Annotated in this window: 17 protein-coding genes; 9 read left to right on the top strand and 8 right to left on the bottom strand. The window is 69.7% G+C overall.

Annotation, left to right across the window (positions count from 1 at the left end):
- Nucleotides 1-4 precede the first annotated feature (4 nt).
- Entirely contained in the window at nucleotides 5-160 is a 156-nt protein-coding gene (locus GGR16_RS23350) for a hypothetical protein (protein WP_156332670.1), read from the bottom strand.
- A 364-nt stretch (nucleotides 161-524) separates the two neighbouring features.
- Entirely contained in the window at nucleotides 525-2,108 is a 1,584-nt protein-coding gene (locus GGR16_RS23345) for an OpgD/OpgG family glucan biosynthesis protein (RefSeq protein WP_019404270.1), read from the bottom strand.
- Nucleotides 2,109-2,364: 256 nt separating this feature from the next.
- On the opposite strand from GGR16_RS23345, the gene GGR16_RS23340 reads away from it, so the two are divergent.
- The 3 genes from GGR16_RS23340 to GGR16_RS23330 all read left to right on the top strand — a co-directional run bounded on the left by GGR16_RS23340 (nucleotide 2,365) and on the right by GGR16_RS23330 (nucleotide 6,225).
- Complete coding sequence (locus tag GGR16_RS23340; protein WP_019404271.1) at nucleotides 2,365-3,327, top strand: TAXI family TRAP transporter solute-binding subunit; 963 nt, start codon at nucleotides 2,365-2,367, stop codon at nucleotides 3,325-3,327.
- 553 nt (nucleotides 3,328-3,880) lie between these two features.
- Nucleotides 3,881-5,854 carry a TRAP transporter permease gene (locus GGR16_RS23335; RefSeq protein WP_246373285.1) on the top strand — a complete coding sequence of 658 codons (1,974 nt, stop codon included), beginning with the start codon at nucleotides 3,881-3,883 and terminating at the stop codon, nucleotides 5,852-5,854.
- Nucleotides 5,812-6,225, top strand: coding sequence for a DUF1850 domain-containing protein (locus tag GGR16_RS23330; RefSeq protein WP_063185547.1), 414 nt, complete (start codon nucleotides 5,812-5,814; stop codon nucleotides 6,223-6,225). Before GGR16_RS23335 ends, GGR16_RS23330 begins: the two co-directional genes overlap by 43 nt.
- An 11-nt stretch (nucleotides 6,226-6,236) precedes the next feature.
- Here the strand turns inward: GGR16_RS23330 and GGR16_RS23325 are convergent, their stop codons facing one another.
- The gene (locus GGR16_RS23325) at nucleotides 6,237-6,494 is read right to left on the bottom strand and encodes a hypothetical protein (protein ID WP_019404274.1); all 258 of its coding nucleotides are present in this window, start codon (nucleotides 6,492-6,494) and stop codon (nucleotides 6,237-6,239) included.
- Between the two features lie 216 nt (nucleotides 6,495-6,710).
- On the opposite strand from GGR16_RS23325, the gene GGR16_RS23320 reads away from it, so the two are divergent.
- A complete protein-coding gene (locus GGR16_RS23320) occupies nucleotides 6,711-7,433 on the top strand; it encodes a DUF1045 domain-containing protein (RefSeq protein WP_183318506.1) in 723 nt (240 codons plus the stop codon).
- Between the two features lie 43 nt (nucleotides 7,434-7,476).
- Here GGR16_RS23320 and GGR16_RS23315 read toward each other — a convergent pair whose 3' ends face one another.
- Nucleotides 7,477-9,021: a TRAP transporter large permease gene (locus GGR16_RS23315; protein ID WP_183318644.1), complete on the bottom strand. Its 1,545-nt coding sequence runs from the start codon at nucleotides 9,019-9,021 to the stop codon at nucleotides 7,477-7,479.
- A gap of 29 nt (nucleotides 9,022-9,050) precedes the next feature.
- A complete protein-coding gene (locus tag GGR16_RS23310) occupies nucleotides 9,051-9,587 on the bottom strand; it encodes a TRAP transporter small permease subunit (protein WP_019404277.1) in 537 nt (178 codons plus the stop codon).
- 202 nt (nucleotides 9,588-9,789) lie between these two features.
- On the opposite strand from GGR16_RS23310, the gene nthA reads away from it, so the two are divergent.
- Genes nthA through GGR16_RS23295 form a run of 3 tightly spaced genes read left to right on the top strand, consistent with a single transcriptional unit; the run spans nucleotide 9,790 to nucleotide 11,485 of the window.
- Nucleotides 9,790-10,440 carry a nitrile hydratase subunit alpha gene (gene nthA / locus GGR16_RS23305; protein WP_183318504.1) on the top strand — a complete coding sequence of 217 codons (651 nt, stop codon included), beginning with the start codon at nucleotides 9,790-9,792 and terminating at the stop codon, nucleotides 10,438-10,440.
- A complete protein-coding gene (gene nthB / locus GGR16_RS23300; protein WP_019404279.1) occupies nucleotides 10,437-11,102 on the top strand; it encodes a nitrile hydratase subunit beta in 666 nt (221 codons plus the stop codon). The genes nthA and nthB overlap by 4 nt, the downstream gene beginning before the upstream one ends.
- Nucleotides 11,099-11,485 carry a nitrile hydratase accessory protein gene (locus GGR16_RS23295; protein ID WP_019404280.1) on the top strand — a complete coding sequence of 129 codons (387 nt, stop codon included), beginning with the start codon at nucleotides 11,099-11,101 and terminating at the stop codon, nucleotides 11,483-11,485. Before nthB ends, GGR16_RS23295 begins: the two co-directional genes overlap by 4 nt.
- Before the next feature lie 6 nt (nucleotides 11,486-11,491).
- Here GGR16_RS23295 and GGR16_RS23290 read toward each other — a convergent pair whose 3' ends face one another.
- Together GGR16_RS23290 and GGR16_RS23285 are read right to left on the bottom strand one after the other, a co-directional pair.
- Nucleotides 11,492-12,517 (bottom strand): nickel/cobalt transporter, encoded by a 1,026-nt coding sequence (locus tag GGR16_RS23290; protein ID WP_019404281.1) that lies wholly within the window; start codon nucleotides 12,515-12,517, stop codon nucleotides 11,492-11,494.
- The gene (locus tag GGR16_RS23285) at nucleotides 12,514-13,164 is read right to left on the bottom strand and encodes a DUF1007 family protein (RefSeq protein ID WP_245258955.1); all 651 of its coding nucleotides are present in this window, start codon (nucleotides 13,162-13,164) and stop codon (nucleotides 12,514-12,516) included. Before GGR16_RS23285 ends, GGR16_RS23290 begins: the two co-directional genes overlap by 4 nt.
- A gap of 313 nt (nucleotides 13,165-13,477) precedes the next feature.
- Here GGR16_RS23285 and GGR16_RS23280 point away from each other — a divergent pair, with 313 nt between their 5' ends.
- Complete coding sequence (locus tag GGR16_RS23280) at nucleotides 13,478-16,975, top strand: indolepyruvate ferredoxin oxidoreductase family protein (protein ID WP_019404283.1); 3,498 nt, start codon at nucleotides 13,478-13,480, stop codon at nucleotides 16,973-16,975.
- A 7-nt stretch (nucleotides 16,976-16,982) separates the two neighbouring features.
- On the opposite strand, the gene GGR16_RS23275 is transcribed toward GGR16_RS23280, so the two are convergent.
- On the bottom strand, nucleotides 16,983-17,396 hold the full coding sequence (locus tag GGR16_RS23275; RefSeq protein ID WP_019404284.1) for a DUF2000 domain-containing protein: 414 nt from the start codon (nucleotides 17,394-17,396) through the stop codon (nucleotides 16,983-16,985).
- A gap of 101 nt (nucleotides 17,397-17,497) precedes the next feature.
- Between GGR16_RS23275 and GGR16_RS23270 the strand changes: the two genes are divergently transcribed.
- On the top strand, nucleotides 17,498-18,337 hold the full coding sequence (locus GGR16_RS23270) for an AraC family transcriptional regulator (protein WP_183318502.1): 840 nt from the start codon (nucleotides 17,498-17,500) through the stop codon (nucleotides 18,335-18,337).
- The last annotated feature ends 5 nt before the right edge of the window (nucleotides 18,338-18,342 follow it).

Genomic DNA, 18,342 nt, shown 5'->3' with positions numbered 1-18,342 from the left:
GGGCTCAATCCAGCACGGACAGGACGGCGATCCACAGCAGCACGAGCACCGCACCCGCGCCGGCAAGGCGCGTCAGCGCCGACATGCGCAGCAGCGACATGGTCGGCTGCGCCGCTTCGGCATGGTGATGGTGGTGGCGATGCGCGTGCGAATGCGTCATGACCATTGAATTAGATGTTCTACTATAACATTGCAAGCATGCGGGGCCGCGTCAGGGCGCCGCTGGGGAATGTTCCGGGGACATCATGGTTCGGCGCCCTCGGCGCGTTTCAAGCGCTGGATGCCGGCTCGCATTCCGCTCACGCTCCATGCGTCCGGCAAACGAGGCTGCGCTCGTCCGGCACGCGCTCCAGCCCCCCACACACCCTCGTGCCCCGGACGCACCGCAGCATGAAATGATGCGGTGCTGAGCCGGGGCCTATTCACACGGTGCCTTCGGCCGATCATGCGCTGGATCCCGGCTCGCATTCCGCTTCGCTCGATGCGTCCGGGAAACGGGGTTGTGCGGGGGGCCCCGCTGCCGCTCAGAACGGGTGGTACTGGTAGAGCCAGGTCTCGGTCAGCACCTGGTCGCCGAGCTTCAGGAAGCAGCGCATCTCGACCGGCTCGGTGCCCTCGACGGTGAGGTCGAACTGCACGCGCCAGTGGCCGGGCACGTCGTTGGGCAGGGCCTCGGCGAGGATGTAGGAGAAGCTGCCGCGCGAGGCCCAGAGCACGGGCTCGGGCTCCTCGCCGAAGGGAATGGTCGCGAGCGGCGGGCCGCGGAACTCGAGCATGAACTTGCGCACGCCCGCCGGGCGCGGCTGGCCCGGCTGGCCGCCGTTGCCGAGGCGCGTGGCGACGCAGCGGCCGAGGGTCGTCGGAAAGGGCTCGTCGGCGAGCCAGTGCAGGCGGTAGGAGAGGTCGTGGCGCGTGCCCGCCTTCGCAGGCTCGCGCGGCACCCACATGGCGACGATGTTGTCGTGGATCTCGTCGTCCGTCGGGATCTCGATGAGCTCGACGGCGCCCTTGCCCCAGTCGCCCTTCGGCTCCACCCACAGGCTCGGCCGCCGGTCGTAGAAGACGCCGTCGAGATAGTGGTCGAAGGCGCGGTCGCGCTGCAGGAGGCCGAAGCCGCGCGGGTTCTCGTCCTGGAAGGCGGAGGCGATGGTGCGCGGCGGATTGTTGAGCGGCCGCCAGATGTGCTCGCCGGCCCCGGTCCACAGGGCAAGGCCGTCGGAATCGTGGATCTCCGGGCGCCAGTCGACGGCCGTCGGCTTCACGGTCTCCGAGTACCAGTACATCGACGTCAGGGGCGCCAGGCCGAAGCGGGTGACGTCGCTGCGCAGGAAGAGCGTGCTGTCGATATCCATCAGCACGCCCTCGCCGCGCTGCATGACGAAGCGGTAGGCGCCGGAGATGCTCGGCCCGTCCAGCAGGCAGCAGACCGTGACCGTGTCGCTGCCGTCCGCCGGCGTGTCGAAATAGACGTGGGTGAAGGCGGGAAATTCCTCCGGCTTGCCGGCGACGGCCACCTCGAGCGCGATGCCGCGCGCCGACAGGCCGTACTGGTAGAGGGCGCCGATGGCGCGGAAGTAGGAGGCACCGAGGAAGGCGACCCAGTCGTTGCCGCGCCAGTCGCGCTTCGGATCGGTGCCGAAGCGGCTTTCCTGGAAGCGGAAGCCCGCGAAGCCCGATCCGGCCGGCAGTTCATGCGCCGGACTGTCCGCCGGCATGTCGAAATAGCGCTCGTCGTAGACGATCTCGCGCGCCTTGCCGTTGGCGACGACATGCATGCGCACCGGGCTCTGGAAGTAGCGGCCGAGGTGGAAGAAGGTGACGGGGAACTGGCCGGGCCCATCGGCGAAGAGCGCATAGTCGGGCTTGAAGCGGATCTTGCCGTGGGCGTCGTAGTCGATGCGCTCGAGGATGTCGGACGGCGGCGCCGGCGGGGCCTTGTAGGGGCGCTTGGCCATTGCTTCGGCCCGCGCCACGAGCGCGTCGAAGGAGAACGGTGCCTCGTTGCCGAACTTCAGGCCCTGGGCCGCGAGCGCGGCTGGGGCAAATCCCGTTGCCGCAAGGCCGGCGGTGGCGGCAGCGGAAGCAAGAAGCGTACGTCTGTCGATCATGCGTCGGGCGCTCGTTGTGGCGTCGTGGGTCGGGCTCTCAGGCCATGTGGTGCCGCGGTGCCGCCTTGTCATCCCCGCAAGGCGGCAACGGCATGATTGGGTTATCGCGGGGAAGATGGCGGGGGAATGGCGAAAACCGTGCGCTTCCGGCGCTGAAGACTTGAGCTTGCTGCCGTCGCCATGGATAACTCTGAACCCGATGGTGGCGCGGCCTCGCGAGGCCGCGTCCGCTCAACGCATTCCGGGAGGAGGGAAGATGCGTCGCTTCATGAAGACGATGACTGCAGGAGCTGCGGCACTCACGGCTGTGCTGATGGCTTCGAGCCTGCCGGCCCGCTCGGCCGAGTTCATCAACGTGCTCACCGGCGGCACCTCGGGCGTGTACTATCCGCTCGGCGTCGCCCTGTCGAAGATCTATGCGGAGAAGATCCCGGACACCCGGCCGTCGGTGCAGGCGACCAAGGCCTCGGTCGAGAACCTCAACCTGCTGCAGCAGGGCAAGGGCGAAATCGCCTTCGCGCTCGGTGACAGCGTCAAGCTGGCCTGGGAAGGCGATACGGAAGCCGGCTTCAAGGGCAAGCTCGACAAGCTGCGCGGCATCACCGCGATCTATCCCAACTACATCCAGATCGTCGCGTCCAAGGAATCGGGCATCAAGACCCTGGCCGACCTCAAGGGCAAGCGCCTGTCGGTCGGCGCGCCGAAGTCGGGCACCGAGCTCAACGCCCGCGCCATCCTGGAGGCGGCCGGCCTCGGCTACAACGATCTCGGCAAGGTGGAGTACCTGCCCTTCGCCGAATCGGTCGAGCTGATGAAGAACCGCCAGCTCGACGCCACGCTGCAGTCGGCCGGCCTCGGCGTCGCCTCGATCCGCGACCTCGCCGCCTCGGTCGACATCACGGTCGTGGAGATCCCGGCCGACGTGGTCGAGAAGGTCGGCGCGCCCTACATCGCCGGCACGATCCCGGCGGGCACCTACAACGGCCAGGCGGGCGACGTGCCGACCGCTGCGGTCGTCAACTTCCTCGTCACCCGCGAGGATGTCTCCGACGATCTCGCCTATGCGATGACGAAGACGATCTACGAGAACCTCGACCAGCTCGCGGCGGCCCACAGCGCGGCCAAGGCGATCAAGATCGAGGACGCCCTCGGCGGCATGCCGGTGCCGCTCCACCCGGGCGCAGAGCGCTTCTTCAAGGAAAAGGGCGTGTCCCAATAAGCCGTTCGACGGACGGCACGGTGGAAAAGCGGGCCCTGCGCCCGCTTTTTTCATGGCTTGTTTCGTGCTCCCCCACGCTGCGGCGATATTCGTTCGCGGCATCGGGCCCTTGCAAATTCGGCATGGGTGGTGTTGAGACGGCGCACGAAAACCGGCAGGCGCGGGCCGTGTCGGGAAGAAGGGTACTGGCGCTCTCCCACGGCCGCGGCACGCGCCGCGAACAGGGGCGGGTGCTTCGCTTCGGGAGTAGACAATGGCAGAAACGGCCGGCCGTGAGGCTGCAGCGACGGTGAACGCCGAACACGGGATGCCCGAGGGGTTCGGCGCCGGTGCGACGGCCCGGATCCTCTTCTGGATCGCCGTCGCGTTCTCCTTCTTCCAGATCGTCACGGCCTTCGGCATCCCGCTCGACCGCGATTTCCTGCCGGGCGTCGACCTCATCGTCGTCACCGGCGCCGTCTTCGCCCTGTGGGCCGTGAAGATCGCGGTCGATGCCGCGCGCGGCCGCCCGGTCGCCGAGGCGCTCTATGCCTTCGTGCCGCTCGCCCTGACGATGGTGCTGCTGTCGCGATTCGGCGGCGGCGTGCCGAGCCAGATCGTGCGCACCATCCACGTCGGCTTTCTCTGCCTCGTCGCCGGCGGCCTCCTCGCCATGCACCGCTCGCAGACGCCGTGGGGCCGCGCGATCGCCTGGGCGCTCGGCATCGGCGGCTTCCTCGTCGGGCTCTACCACTGGGTCTTCTATTTCGACCTCGTGGTGCGCGCGGGCGAGCTCATCCCGTCGGATTTCGTCGTCGGCATCGCCGCCATCGTCATCCTGTTCGTCCTCGTCTGGCGCGTGATGGGGCCGGCCCTGCCGATCGTGGCGGGGATCTTCCTCGCCTACTGCCTCTTTGGAAACTACCTGCCGGCGCCCTTCGACCATCGCGGCTACACGCTCGAGCAGGTCGTCGAGCACATGTCCTTCGGCACCGAGGGGCTCTATGCGGTGCCGACGGCCGTGTCGGCGACCTACATCTTCCTGTTCATCCTGTTCGGCTCCTTCCTGGAGCGGGCGGGGATGATTCAGCTCTTCACGGACGTGGCGATGGGGCTCTTCGGCGGCGCCCGCGGCGGTCCGGCCAAGGTGTCCGTCTTCTCCTCGGCGCTGATGGGGACCATCTCCGGCTCGGGGGTCGCCAATGTCGTCTCGACGGGGCAGTTCACCATCCCGCTCATGAAGCGCTTCGGCTACCGGTCCGCCTTCGCCGGCGGCGTCGAGGCGACGGCCTCGATGGGCGGGCAGATCATGCCGCCGGTCATGGGCGCGGTCGCCTTCATCATGGCCGAGACCATCGGCGTGCCCTATGCCGAGGTGGTGCAGGCCGCCGTCGTGCCCGCCGTCCTCTATTTCGCCTCGGCCTTCTGGGCCGTGCATCTGGAGGCCGGACGCTGCGGGCTCACCGGCATGCCGAAGGCGGAGCTGCCCAACGCCTTCAAGGCCTTCACCTCGAAGTGGTACCTGGTGCTGCCGCTGGCGGTGCTCGTCTACCTCCTCTTCGCCGGCTATACGCCTCTCTTCTCGGGCTCGGTCGGGCTTGCCCTCACGGTGGTGCTGATCCTCGGGGCGGCCGTCGCGGCCGGTCTCGTGCACGAGGTGGTGCGCGTCGTGTTCTGGGTCGGCCTCGGTCTTCTCGCCGCGACTTTCCTGATCTGGGGCGTCCTCGTCATCCTCGGCCTCGTCGCCGTCCTCGTGGTCGCCAGCCTCTTCGTGCGCGGCGGCGTCGAGACGCTGGCGGCGTGCCGCGACGCGCTCGCCGAGGGTGCCCGCCAGGCGCTGCCCGTGGGCCTCGCCTGCGCCGTCGTCGGCATCGTCATCGGCACGATGACGCTGACGGGCATCGGCACCATCTTCGGCAACTGGGTCGTGTCCATTGGCAAGGGCTCGCTCGCGCTGTCGCTGGTGCTGACGATGTTCGTGAGCCTGCTGCTCGGCATGGGCATCCCGACCATCCCGAACTACATCATCACCTCGTCGCTGGCGGCGCCGGCGCTGCTCGAGCTCGGCGTGCCGCTGATCGTCAGCCACATGTTCGTGTTCTACTTCGGCATCATGGCGGACCTGACGCCGCCGGTGGCGCTCGCCGCCTTCGCGGCGGCTCCCATCGCCAAGGACAACGGCTTCCGCATCGGCTTCCAGGCGCTGCGCATCGCGCTGCCCGGCTTCGTCATCCCCTACATGGCGGTCTACGATCCGGCGCTGATGCTGCAGCCGGTGGCGGGCCTCTCGGGCGCCGCCTACTGGCTCGACGTCAGCTACATGATCTTCAAGACCGGCCTCGCCATCGGCCTGTGGGGCATCGCCTCCATCGGCTACCTCTGGTTGCCGCTGCAGACATGGGAGCGCGTCGTCGCGACCATCGCCGCGCTGTCGCTCTTCGCGGCCTTGTCGATGACCGACGAGATCGGCTTCGCGCTCGCGGCCGTGGTGCTCGGCTGGCACTGGTGGCGCACGCGCCGCGGGGCACGGCCGGCCTCGGCCGCGTGAGCGGCCTGTGCCTCGCGGCGGCGGGGCTCGTCGTGCATCTCGGCACGGCCGCCCTGACGCTCGGCTGGACCCATTCGGTGGAAAAAACCGTGTGGGAGGAGGACTGGCGGCTGACGGAGCAGGGCCTCGTCATCGCGGAAGCGCGCGTCAAGGGTTCCGGCGCGGGCATGGACCCGGCGCCGGACGCCCGGCTGATCGATGGCTTCTGGCGCTGGACACCGTCGCTGCCGCCGCAGGACACGGTCGTCATGCGGCGCTCGCAGGCGGTGGCGGACTGGTATCTCTGCGTGGAAGGGGCGTGCAGGCCGCTCGAGCGGCTCGTGCCGCAGGCAGCCGATCCGGTGACGCTGCGGGCGTGCGACCGGCCCTGATCAGGCCATGATCAAGCCTTGTGGCCGCCGGCCCCGTGGGCACCCTCGGCTCGCGCGGCCTGGCGCATGAAGCCGACCATCGCCCACAGGCCGACGAGGGCGAAGAGGCCCATCAGCACATAGCCGACGGTCTGGCCGAGCTCGAAGATGCCGGCAATGGCCCAGCCGGCCGCGATGGCGACGGCGAACACCTCGGTGCCGACGAGCACGGCCACGCTGATGAGCGTGACGAGGGTGCGGGAGGTGCGGGCCTTCTGCGCTTCAGCCACTTCTGTCTTCCCCGTGCCGCGCGGCGGCTTCATGGTGACGTCACGGTCTTGGCACTACAGCATGGCGGCGGCGAAAGGCAAGAGGCCTCGGCTTTCGGCCTCGTCGCGGCGGCTGGCGAAAGAGCCCCGGCCGCTCTATGGCTTAACGGTGCACTCGCTCGCACGCCCGGCCGAATCGCCAAGCTCCCCGCAACCATTCCCGAAACGAGTGGTGAGATGTCATCCAACGGTTCGCGTTACGCCATCTATTTCGCGCCCCATTCCGACGATCCGCTGTGGCGTTTCGGCTCCGGCATCCTCGGCTATGACGGGGCGACGGGCGAGGAGGTGCCGCAGATCGTCCCGCGCGGCCTCGATGCGGAGGCCTTCCACAGGCTGACGGAGGAGCCGCGGCGCTATGCCTTCCACGCCACGCTGAAGGCGCCGTTCCGCCTGGCCGAGGGCCAGGCCGAGAGCGACCTCATCGCGGCTCTCGTCGACTTCGCCGAGGCGCGGCCGGCTTTCACCCTGCCGCGCCTCATCCTGACGGCCATCGGCCGGCGGCCGGCGGAAGGGGCGTTCCTCGCGCTCGTCGAGGCCCGGCCATCCGCGGAGCTCGCGCAGCTGGAGCGGGCGCTCGTCCCCGCCTTCGAGCCTTTCCGCGCACCAGCGAACGGCGACGAGATCGCCAAGCGCCGGCCGGAGACGCTCTCCGAACGCCAGCGGCAGCATCTCGAGACCTACGGCTACCCTTATGTGCTCGAGGAATTCCGCTTCCACATGACGCTGACCGGGCGCGTGCCGCGCGAGGACGTGGCGCGCACCGAGGCGGCGCTCGCCCTCGCCTATGCGGAGCACGTGCCGCCGGCGGACGTCCTCGTCGATGCGCTCGCCCTCTGCCGGCAGGACGGGGCGGGCGAGCGCTTCCGCATCGTCGGCCGCGCCGCCCTCGGCGCTTAGAGCCGGATCCGATCGGGTTGAATTAAGCCGATCAGTCCGGGCTCTAGCCGTAGAGCGCCCGCGGCAGGGCCGTCGCGAGCGCGGGGAACAGCCATAGGATGGCGAGCACGGCGAGCTGGATGGCGACGAAGGGCGCGACGCCCCTGTAGATGTCGGCGGTGCGCACCTCCGGCGGGGCGACGCCGCGCAGGTAGAACAGCGTCGGCCCGAAGGGCGGGGTGAGGAACGAGGTCTGCAGGTTCACCGCCATCATCACGCCGAGCCAGACGGGATCGATGCCCTCCATCTGCAGCAGCGCGGGGGCGACGATCGGCACGACGACGAAGACGATCTCGAGAAAGTCGAGGAAGAAGCCGAGGAAGAACATCACGGCCATGACGAGGAGCACCGCTCCCGCCGGGCCGCCCGGCATGGCCGAGAGGGCATCCTTGACGAGGTCCTCGCCGCCGAGGCCGCGGAAGACGAGGCTGAACAGCGTCGCGCCGATGAGGATGGCGAAGATCATCGCCGTCACGTCCGTCGTGCCGCGGGCGATGGTCTTGAGGAGCCCGTCCGTCGCAAGCCGCCAGAGGGCGTGGAGGAGGCCCGCCGCGACGAGCGCGCACAGCGCCGCCGCGATGAGGATGCCGGCGGACTGCCCCGCCGTCACGACCTCGCGCCCGAGGCGCAGGTCGACGAAGGCGGTGAGGACGAGGAGAGCGAGCAGCGCGGCGGCGGTGGAGCGCGCGACGAGGGCGCTCCTGCGCCCGCGTCGGTCGGCGGCGATGAGGATGGCGCCGACCGCGCCGACGGCCGCCGCCTCCGTCGGCGTCGCGACGCCGCCGAGGATCGAGCCGAGCACGGCGACGATGAGCGCCACCGTCGGCACGACCGCGCGCACGACGGTTGCGACCGGCGAGGGGCCGAGGTCGCGCGCCTCGGGCGGCAGGGCCGGCGCAAGCGCGGGCCGCAGCCAGGCGACGAGCACCTGATAGAGCACGTAGAGCAGGACGAGCAGCAGGCCGGGAACGACCGCGCCGGCGAAGAGGTCGCCGACCGACACGGTCTCGGGTGCGAAGTTGCCGAGCGCGAGCTGGGCGCTCTGGTAGGCCGTGCCGAGCTGGTCGCCGAGCACGACGAGCACGATGGACGGCGGGATGATCTGGCCGAGCGTGCCGGCGGCCGCGACGGAGCCCGCCGCCAGCGAGCGGGAATAGCCGTGGCGCAGCATCGGCGGCAGGGCCATCAGCCCCATGGTGACGACGGTGGCGCCGACGACGCCGGTCGTCGCGGCAAGAAGCGCGCCGACGAGGAAGATCGAGAGGCCGAGCCCGCCGCGCACGGCGCCGAACAGGCGGGCGCAGGTGTCGATCAGCTCCTCTGCGACGCGCGAGCGCTCCAGCACCACGCCCATCAGCACGAAGAGCGGGATGGCGACCAGCACGTCGTTGGTCATGATGCCGTAGATGCGCTGGGGAAATGCCTGCAGGAAGGCATAGGGTATCGCCCCGGTCATCAGGCCGATGGCGAAGAAGACGAGCGCGCAGCCCGCGAGCGCGAAGGCGACGGGAAAACCGGTGAGGAGCAGCGCGAAGGCGCTGCCGAACATGGCAAGGCCGAGGATGTCGTGGAGCACGCTCAACGCTCCCTGCCGGTTGTGAGCGCGGCGAGCGCCTTGAGCGCCATGGCGATGCCCTCAACGGCGAGAAGCACGGCAAAGGCGGGGATCAGGGTCTTGAGCAGGTAGACGAACGGCAGGCCGCTCGTCTCGCGCGAGCCTTCGAGGATGGCCCAGGAGCGCGTGACATAGGGCAGGGCGACGTCGAAGGTCAGCAGCGCCAGCGGTACGACGAAGAGGAGCGCCCCGAGCAGGTCGACGAGCGCCCGCGAGCGGGGGCCGAGCCGGCTGTAGACGACATCGACGCGCACGTGCCCGTCCCGCGCCAGCACAGCGCCCGAGGCCAGCATGAAGGTGGCGGCATGCAGGTAGATGACGCTCTCCTGCAGGGCGATGAAGCCGATGCCGAAGACATAGCGCATGAGCACGACGGCGAATTCGACGACCACCATCAGGATGGCGCACCAGGATACGATGTTGCCGATGGCGAGGACCGGCACCTCGAGCGCGGCGGCGAGGCGTGCGGGCAGTGGGCGTTCGGGCTGGGCGTTCGGCACGGGAACTCTCGTGCGGCAGGGAGCGGGACTTGAAAGCGAGGGACGTGCAGGCGAGGGACTAGGGGGGAAGCGGCCGCGGGTCAATCACCAACACGGGGGAAAGGCGGCGCGTGGGAAGGGGAGGCAGGACCGGAACGGGCTCGCTCCCCCGGCGAGCGGGCGCTATGATCGCCGCCGATCCTGCCCTTCGGTGCGAGGCGCCATGCACGAGCATTCCCACGGCCATCACCACGATGATCACGACCACGATCACGAGGGCAGCGAGCTCTCGCCCATGGCGCTGCGCGTCAGGGCGCTGGAATCGATTTTGGTCGAGAAGGGCTATGTCGATCCCGCCGCGCTCGACGTGCTGATCGAGACCTATGAGACGAAGATCGGCCCGCGCAACGGCGCGCGGGTGGTGGCCAAGGCCTGGGCGGACGAGGAGTACCGTGCCTGGCTGCGCACGGATGCGACGGCGGCGATCCATTCGCTCGGCTTCACCGGCCGCCAGGGCGAGCACATGGTCGCCGTCGAGAACACGGCGGAGGAGCACAACCTCGTCGTCTGCACGCTGTGCTCCTGCTATCCGTGGCCGGTGCTGGGCCTGCCGCCGGTCTGGTACAAGTCGGCGCCCTACCGCTCGCGCGCGGTCATCGACCCGCGCGGCGTGCTCGCCGATTTCGGCGTCACGTTGCCCGCGGCCACGCGCATCCGCGTGTGGGATTCGACGGCCGAGACGCGCTATCTGGTCATCCCCATGCGCCCGGCCGGCACGGAGGGCTGGGACGAGGAGGCGCTGGCGCGGCTCGTGACACGCGATTCGATGATCGGCACGGGCCTTGCCCGCACGCTTGAGGAGTTGCGGCCATGAACGGCGCGCAGGACCTCGGCGGCATGATGGGCTTCGGCCCCGTGGAGCCGGAGCCGGAGGACGTGCGCTTCCACGCTCCTTGGGAGAAGCGGGCGCTCGCCGTCACCCTCGCCGCCGGCGCCATGGGCGCGTGGAACATCGATGCGAGCCGGCATGCGCGCGAGACGCTGAACCCGGCCGACTACCTGTCGTCGAGCTACTACGAGATCTGGATCAAGGGGCTGGAGAAGCTGCTGCTCGCCCGCGGGCTGGTGACGGCGGAAGAGCTGGCGGCCGGCCGGGCGCTGGCGCCGGGCGATCCCGGCCAGCGCGTGCTGAAGGCCGCGGACGTGCCCGCCGTGCTCGCCCGGGGCACGCAGTACGACCGGCCGCCCGAGGCGACCGCCCGCTTCGCGGTGGGCGAGCGGGTGCGCACGAAGGTGATGCACCCCGCCGGCCACACGCGCCTGCCGCGCTATGCCCGCGGCAAGGTCGGCACCATCGCGCGCGTCAACGGCGTCTTCGTCTTTCCCGACACGCACGCGCACGGCAAGGGCGAGTGTCCGCAGTGGCTCTACACCGTCGCCTTCTCGGGCGCGGAGCTGTGGGGCGCGGACGGCGATGCGACGCTCACCGTCTCGATCGACGCCTGGGAGAGCTATCTCGAAGGAGCGGCGGCATGAGCGCTGCGGATGCACTGCTCGATGCCGTCTGCGGCATCACGCCGGTGGCGCGGGACGCGGACGGGCCCGTCTTCCGCGAGCCGTGGGAGGCCGAGGCCTTCGCCATGGCGGTGGCGCTCAACGAGGCCGGGCTCTTCACCTGGAGCGAATGGGCCGAGGCGTTGTCGCAGGAGATCCGCCGCGCGCAGGCGGCGGGTGATCCCGACCTCGGCGACAGCTATTACCACCATTGGCTCGCGGCGCTGGAGAGGCTCGTCGCCGAGAAAGGCGTCGCCGCGCCCGAGGCGCTTGCCGAGCGCTGCGCCGCCTGGGACAGGGCCGCACGGGCGACGCCGCACGGACGGCCCATCCTGCTCGAAAACGATCCGCTGGCCCCGGCGTGAGGCCGTTCAGCTCGGCGCGGCGCCGGCCCACAGGCCGGCGAGGAGGGCAAGGCCGAGCACGAGGACGAAGGCTCCGGCAAGGACCTCGAGCCCCCCGACGATGCGCGCGCCCGTGAGGCCGCGCCCGCCTGCGAGCCGCAGCGCGAGTGCCTTGGCGAAGACGGCGAGGGCCGCGAGCGCCCCGGTCGTCAGGGCCGTGCCGAGCGCCATGGCGAGCGTCGCGGCGACGCCGGCGGCGAAGAGGCCCTGCGACAGGGCGAAGACGAGGACGATGAGCGCCCCCGAACAGGGGCGGATGCCGGCGGCGATGGCGATGCCCGCCATCTCGCGCCAGTCGCGCATCCGGTCGAGCGCCTCCGGCGGGGGGATGTGCACGTGGCCGCAGTCGTCGTCGCAGGATGCGGCGCCGGCCTGCGGCAGGCCGATGGCGACGAAGCGGCCCGCCTTGCGCCACAGCACGGCGGCCCCCATCAGCGCGACCGCGGCGAAGCTCGCGAGTTCCACGAGGCGCGCGGTTTCGTTGATGGAACGCGCGGTGGCGTTGAGCGCGAGGGCGAGCACGGCGATGAGCGCGATGGCGACCAGCGCCTGCACGAGGGCGGCGGCGAAGCTGAGGCCGACGCCCCGCTTCAGCGAGCGGCCGCTGGCCACGATGTAGCCGGAGATGACGCCCTTGCCGTGGCCCGGACCGGCGGCATGGAAGACGCCATAGGCGAAGCCGATGGCGACGAGGCTCCAGAAGGCGGCGCCATCCTGTTTCATCGCCTGCACGGCGGCGGTGAGCTGGCGGTAGTACTGGCTCTGGACGGCGAGGATAAAGGCGCCGAAACCCGTCGGTTCGGGGGCGGCCTCGCGCAGGCCGGTGCCGAAGGGGTTGCGCGCCGGCGGCGCAGGTGTCGCGCTCCCCTGCAGGAGGTGGGCGATGAGCGCGAGCACGCCCGCGACCACCGCCACAGCGACGATCGCCACGACGAGCCGGCGCGCCACGAGGCGCGGCCCTGCCGTCGCTCCTGCCAGGCCGAGGCTCGTCACGGGCAGGCCACGAGCACGCGGTTGGCGAAATCGGCCCCGAAGGTCGAGTTCGCGCTGAGGTTCTCGAAGAAGCTCTCCGACAATTCCTGCATCTTGGCCGGATCCGGCGTCTTCGGGCGGGTGACGTTGGTCTTGCAGCCGCTCGGGCCGCCGGCGAGCCGCACGGCGTCATCGCCCTCCGCCATGGCGAAGGAGACGAAATAGGTCGGGTCGTAGACCTCGAGCGACAGCAGCTTGTCGGCGCGCGCGGGCTTCGCCGTGGGCAGCGTGAAGGTGAGCGTCAGGGCGCCGTTGTCGTAGGTAAGGCCGTAGTCCCTGGGGTCGGCGAAGGCGACCTTGGCGCCGTTCGCCTTGGCGACCGTGAAGTAGTCGTACTCGTTGAGGGATTCGACGTTGACCTCGGCGAGTTCCTTGAGCTCGTCGGGCGAGATCTTGCCGTCTCCGTCCTTGTCGAGGCCCTGCACGGCGAAGGCCGAATAGGCCGCGTCGAAGGTCCAGACGTGGCGCACGCCGGTCATCTCCCCCTTGCCGTCATAGAGCACCTCGCTGCGCGCCGTCACCCAGACATGCGGATGGGCGGCGGCGGGTGCTGCGGCGAGCACCGTGATGAGGGCCGCTGCGATCGCGGCGGCAGGGCGTTTGATCATCGGGGTCATGTCGCCGTCATTTCATCCGAGCGAGCGCAAAGCGTTCCGTCGAGCCTCGGTCGACAGGGTTAACCATTGCTTGCGATCTTGCACGCAGGTGCGAGAGCATCGCTTCCGTTTCTATCACATGTCGGTGCGAGTGGGGCGAAATGGAGGCGCCGGTGAGTTGGGAAGCGCCTCCAACTGGAACCATTCTCATCTCGTTGACGCGGATTCGGAATTATGTCAGCATTACTGACATATCGACATGGCCAAGACCGGGAAACAATCCGGCGGCAAGCGCGTCCGAGGGGGCGCCAGGAGGAGGATCGGCATGGGCCAGCCCGCCATTCCGCTTAGGGACGTGTCGCTCGACGACAAGTACGACCTGACGAAGAGCAGCGTCTTCATCACCGGCACGCAGGCGATCGTACGCCTCATGCTGATGCAGCGGGAGCGTGACCGGCGGATGGGCCTCCATACCGCCGGTTTTGTTTCCGGCTATCGCGGCTCGCCGCTCGGTGGCCTCGACCAGCAGTTCGAGCGCGCCAGGCGCCATCTCGACCCGGCGGGAATCGTCTTCCAGCCCGGCCTCAACGAGGATCTCGCCGCGACCGCCGTCTGGGGCACGCAGCAGGCCGAGATGCGCGGCGAGGGCAAATACGACGGCGTCTTCTCGCTGTGGTACGGCAAGGGCCCGGGCGTCGACCGCTCGGGCGACGTCTTCCGTCATGCCAATATGGCCGGCACGTCGAAGCATGGCGGCGTCGTCGCCATCATGGGTGACGACCACACGGCCGAATCCTCCACCGTGGCGCACCAGACGGAGTTCAACTTCGTCGACATGATGGTGCCGATCCTCAACCCGGCCGGCGTGCAGGAGCTGATCGACTACGGCCTCTACGGCTATGCGCTCAGCCGCTTCGCCGGCACCTGGGTGGCCCTCAAGGGCATGAAGGACACGGTGGAATCGACCGCCATCGTCGACGGCTCGCTGGACCGGCTCGACATCGTCCTGCCGGAAGACTTCGTTCTGCCGCCGGGCGGGCTCAACATCCGGCCCTTCGACAACATCCTCCAGCAGGAGGAGCGGCTGCACGAGTTCAAGCGCGAGGCCGTGCTCGCCTTCGTGCGCGCCAACAGGCTCAACCGCATCATCACCTCGGGTGGGCGCAACCCGAAGATCGGCATCGTCACCGTCGGCAAGAGCTATCTCGACGTGCGCCAGGCGCTCGAGGACCTCGGCATCGACGAGGTCCGCGCCAACGACCTCGGCATCCGCCTCTACAAGATCGCCTGCCCGTGGCCGCTCGGCCGCGCCGACCTGCTCGACTTCGCCCGCGGCCTCGACATGGTGATCGTGGTCGAGGAGAAGCGCTCGCTCATCGAGGTGCAGCTGCGCGAGGAGCTCTACGGCACGGCCGACCAGCCGATCTGCGTCGGCAAGAAGGACGAGGAGGGCAACTGGCTCTTCCCGGTCAAGGGCGCGCTCGACCCCAACGACATCGCCATCGCGGTCGGCGAGCGCGTTTTGCGCTACCACCCGAGCGAGGAACTCGCGGCGCGCGTCGCCCGCATCAAGGAGTTCCAGCGCGCCCTCAAGGAGGCGCCGGAGATCGCCAACCGCCTGCCGCACTACTGCTCCGGCTGCCCGCACAACAGCTCGACGGTAGTGCCGGAAGGCATGCGCGCCTATGCCGGCATCGGCTGCCACTACATGGTGCAGTGGATGGACCGGCGCACCGACGGCTTCACCCAGATGGGCGGCGAGGGCGCCAACTGGATCGGCGAGGCGCCGTTCTCCAAGCGCGGCCACGTGTTCCAGAACCTCGGCGACGGCACCTACAACCATTCGGGCATCCTCGCCCTGCGCTGGGCCATCGCGACGAAGACCAACATCACCTACAAGATCCTGTTCAACGACGCCGTCGCCATGACCGGCGGCCAGCACCACGAGGGCAGCCTCACGGTGGACATGATCGCCCGGCAGGTGCGCGCCGAAGGCGTCGAGCGCATCGCCCTCGTCTCGGACGAGCCGCACAAATATCCGGCGACCATCGCGTGGCCGGCGGGCATCACCTTCCACCACCGCGACGATCTCGAGGCCGTGCAGCGCGAGCTCGCCGAGATCCCCGGCGTCACCGCGCTCATCTACGACCAGACCTGCGCGGCCGAGAAGCGCCGGCGGCGCAAGAAGGGCGAGTTCCCGGATCCCGACAAGCGCGTCATCATCAACGAGCTCGTCTGCGAGGGCTGCGGCGACTGCGGCGTCAAATCGAACTGCGTCTCGGTGCAACCGCTGGAGACCGAGTTCGGCCGCAAGCGCCTCATCGACCAGTCGAACTGCAACAAGGATTTTTCCTGCGTCAACGGCTTCTGCCCCTCCTTCGTCACCGTGCATGGCGCGCAGCTGAAGAAACCGGCTCCGGCCAAGGTGAAGGAGAGCGCGGATGACTGGGGGATGCTGCCCGAGCCGGAGCTGCCGGACTTCAACGGCCGGCCGTGGAACATCATCGTCACCGGTGTCGGTGGCACGGGCGTCGTCACGATCGGCGCCATCCTCGGCATGGCGGCGCATCTCGAAGGCAAGGCCTGCGGCATGATCGACATGGCGGGCCTCGCCCAGAAGGGCGGCGCCGTCTTCAGCCACGTCCGGCTGGCCGAGAAGCCCGAAGACATCCACGCCATCCGCGTCTTCGCCGGCGAGGCGGACCTCATCCTCGGCTGCGACCTCGTCGTCACCGGCATGAAGAAGGTGCTCGCCGCCATCCGGCAAGACGGCACCACCGTCGTCGTCAACACGGCCGAGGTGCATCCGGGCGAGTTCACCCGCAACGCCGACTACCACCTGCCGAGCGAGCGCATCAAGCGGGCCATCGCGGCCGCTGCCGGCGAGGGCGTCGCCTTCGTCGACGCGACCGGCATCGCCAACGCCATCCTCGGCAACGCCATCGCGGCCAACATGTTCATGCTCGGCTTCGCCTACCAGCGCGGCAAGGTGCCGGTCTCGGCCGCGGCGCTGGAGAAGGCCATCGCGCTCAACGGCCAGGCGGTCGGGCTCAACAAGGCGGCCTTCCTGTGGGGCCGGCGTGCGGCGCTGGAGCCGGCGCGCATCGAGCAGCTCGTGGCGCCGACGCGCGAGGCGACGCCAGCCCGGCACATCTCGCAGACGCTCGACGAGATGGTGGAGCGGCGCGTCGACTTCCTCACCGCCTACCAGAACAGCGCCTATGCGGCGCGCTACGCGGCGCTCGTCGAGCGCGTGCGCGAGCGCGAGACGGCGGTGAAGCCCGGCGCGACGGCGCTGGCGACGGCGGTGGCGCGCTATCTCTTCAAGCTCATGGCCTACAAGGACGAGTACGAGGTGGCGCGGCTCTATACCGACGGCAGTTTCGAGAAGCAGGTGAGGGCGACCTTCTCCGGCGAGAACCTGCGCTACGAATTCCACCTCGCGCCGCCGATCCTCGGGCGCAAGGATGCCAAGGGCAACCCGAAGAAGACGAGCTTCGGCCCGCGGATGCTGCCCGTGTTCCGCCTGCTCGCGAGGCTCAAGGTGCTGCGCGGCACGGCGCTCGATGTCTTCGGCTATACCGCCGAGCGGCGCACGGAGCGGCAGCTGATCAAGGGTTACGAGGCGCTCGTCGCGGAGCTCACGCAGGGTCTCACGCAGGAGAACCACGCGCTCGCCGTCGCCCTCGCCTCGATCCCCGAGAAGATCCGCGGCTTCGGCCACGTCAAGCTGCGCCATCTCGAGGCGGCGAAGAAGGAGGAGGCCGAGCTCATCGAGCGCTGGCGCGCCGGCGAGCCGCCGCTCGCCATGGCGGCGGAATAGGCCGCGCTCACCGGTGCAGGCCGAGCCCCTTGAGGGCGCGGTCGACATCATTGCGCGGCCCGTGCACGGAAAAGCCCGCAAGATCGAGCTCCGGGCTCGGCACGGCGGCGACGGCGGCGCGGTTTGCCGCGTCGTGGCCCGTCGCGAACAGCTGCTCGGTGAAGACGGCGAGGCCGAGGCTACGCGACCAGGCCCGCTCGTAAGCGGCCTTGAGCGCAGCGCCGTCCGCGGCGGTCAGCACGACCACGGGCTGGCCGAACATCGACCAGTATTGCCGGCCCGAGCCGTCCCGATAGGGCTCCCCGATGGTGCCGGGCCTGCCGGCGGCGATGCCGCTCGCGAGGAAGGCGACCATGTTGAGCTTCTGCCAGACGGCGAGATCCTCGCGCACGGCAATGGCGATCTTGGTGTCGAACTTCATGTGATCCCGGCTCTCCTGCCTCTTCGTTGGGCTGTCGTGTCCAGGATCGTTTCCGGTTGCGCCCCGCGTCTTGTACGCTGGTGCGGCGAGGAGAGATGGTCTTGCAACAGGCAACTGCCGACGACTGGTTCCGAACACGGCGCGACGACACGCGCGGCGCCGAGGCGCTGCAGGCCGGCCTCAGCCGGCACGCCTACGGCCGGCACGCGCATGCGACCTATGCGGTCGGCTTCACGGAGCGGGGATCGCAGAGCTTCTGGTGCCGCGGCGCCCGGCACCGGACGCAGCCGGGCTCCGTCATCCTGTTCAGCCCCTTCGACCTGCATGACGGCCATGCGACGACCGACGCGGGCGTTGTCTACCGCATGCTCTATCTGGCGCCGGAGCCGTTATCGGCCGCGCTCGCCGAGCTCGGCCCCAGGCACGAGATCGGCTTCCGGGATGTGGTGGCGGAGGATCCGCCGCTTGCCGCCGCGCTTTTCGCCTATGCGCACGAGCTCGACGCTGGGGATGATCCCTTCGCGGCGGGGGAGCGCTACCTCGGGCTCGCCGCCACGCTCATGCGTCACGCCGGGCGGCGCGGCCGGGCGGAGGATGCAGGCCATGGAGCCATCGCCGGGCTCGCCGCGCGCATGCGGGAGGAGATGGCGGAGCGGCTGACGATCGAGGCGCTGGCCGAGGGAGAAGGGCTCGGGCGCTTTCAGCTCATCCGTGCCTTCCGGCGCCGCTTCGGCCTGCCGCCGAGCGAATATCTGCGCGCCATCCGCCTGGAGGCGGCCAAGGGCGCGCTCGCCCGCGGCATCCCGCCCGCCGAAGCGGCGGCGGAGGCTGGCTTCACGGACCAGGCCCACCTTACCCGGCTCTTCAAGCGCGCCTACGGTTTGACCCCGGCGGCCTATGCGCGGCAGGCCGGTGTGCCGCGCCTGCCGCGGCGCACCTGACCGTT

The sequence above is a fragment of the Chelatococcus caeni genome, assembly GCF_014196925.1.
Classification (GTDB): Bacteria; Pseudomonadota; Alphaproteobacteria; order Rhizobiales; family Beijerinckiaceae; genus Chelatococcus_A; species Chelatococcus_A caeni.
Note: the sequence above shows the minus strand (reverse complement) of the source record. Positions and strands in the feature narration are given on the sequence as shown.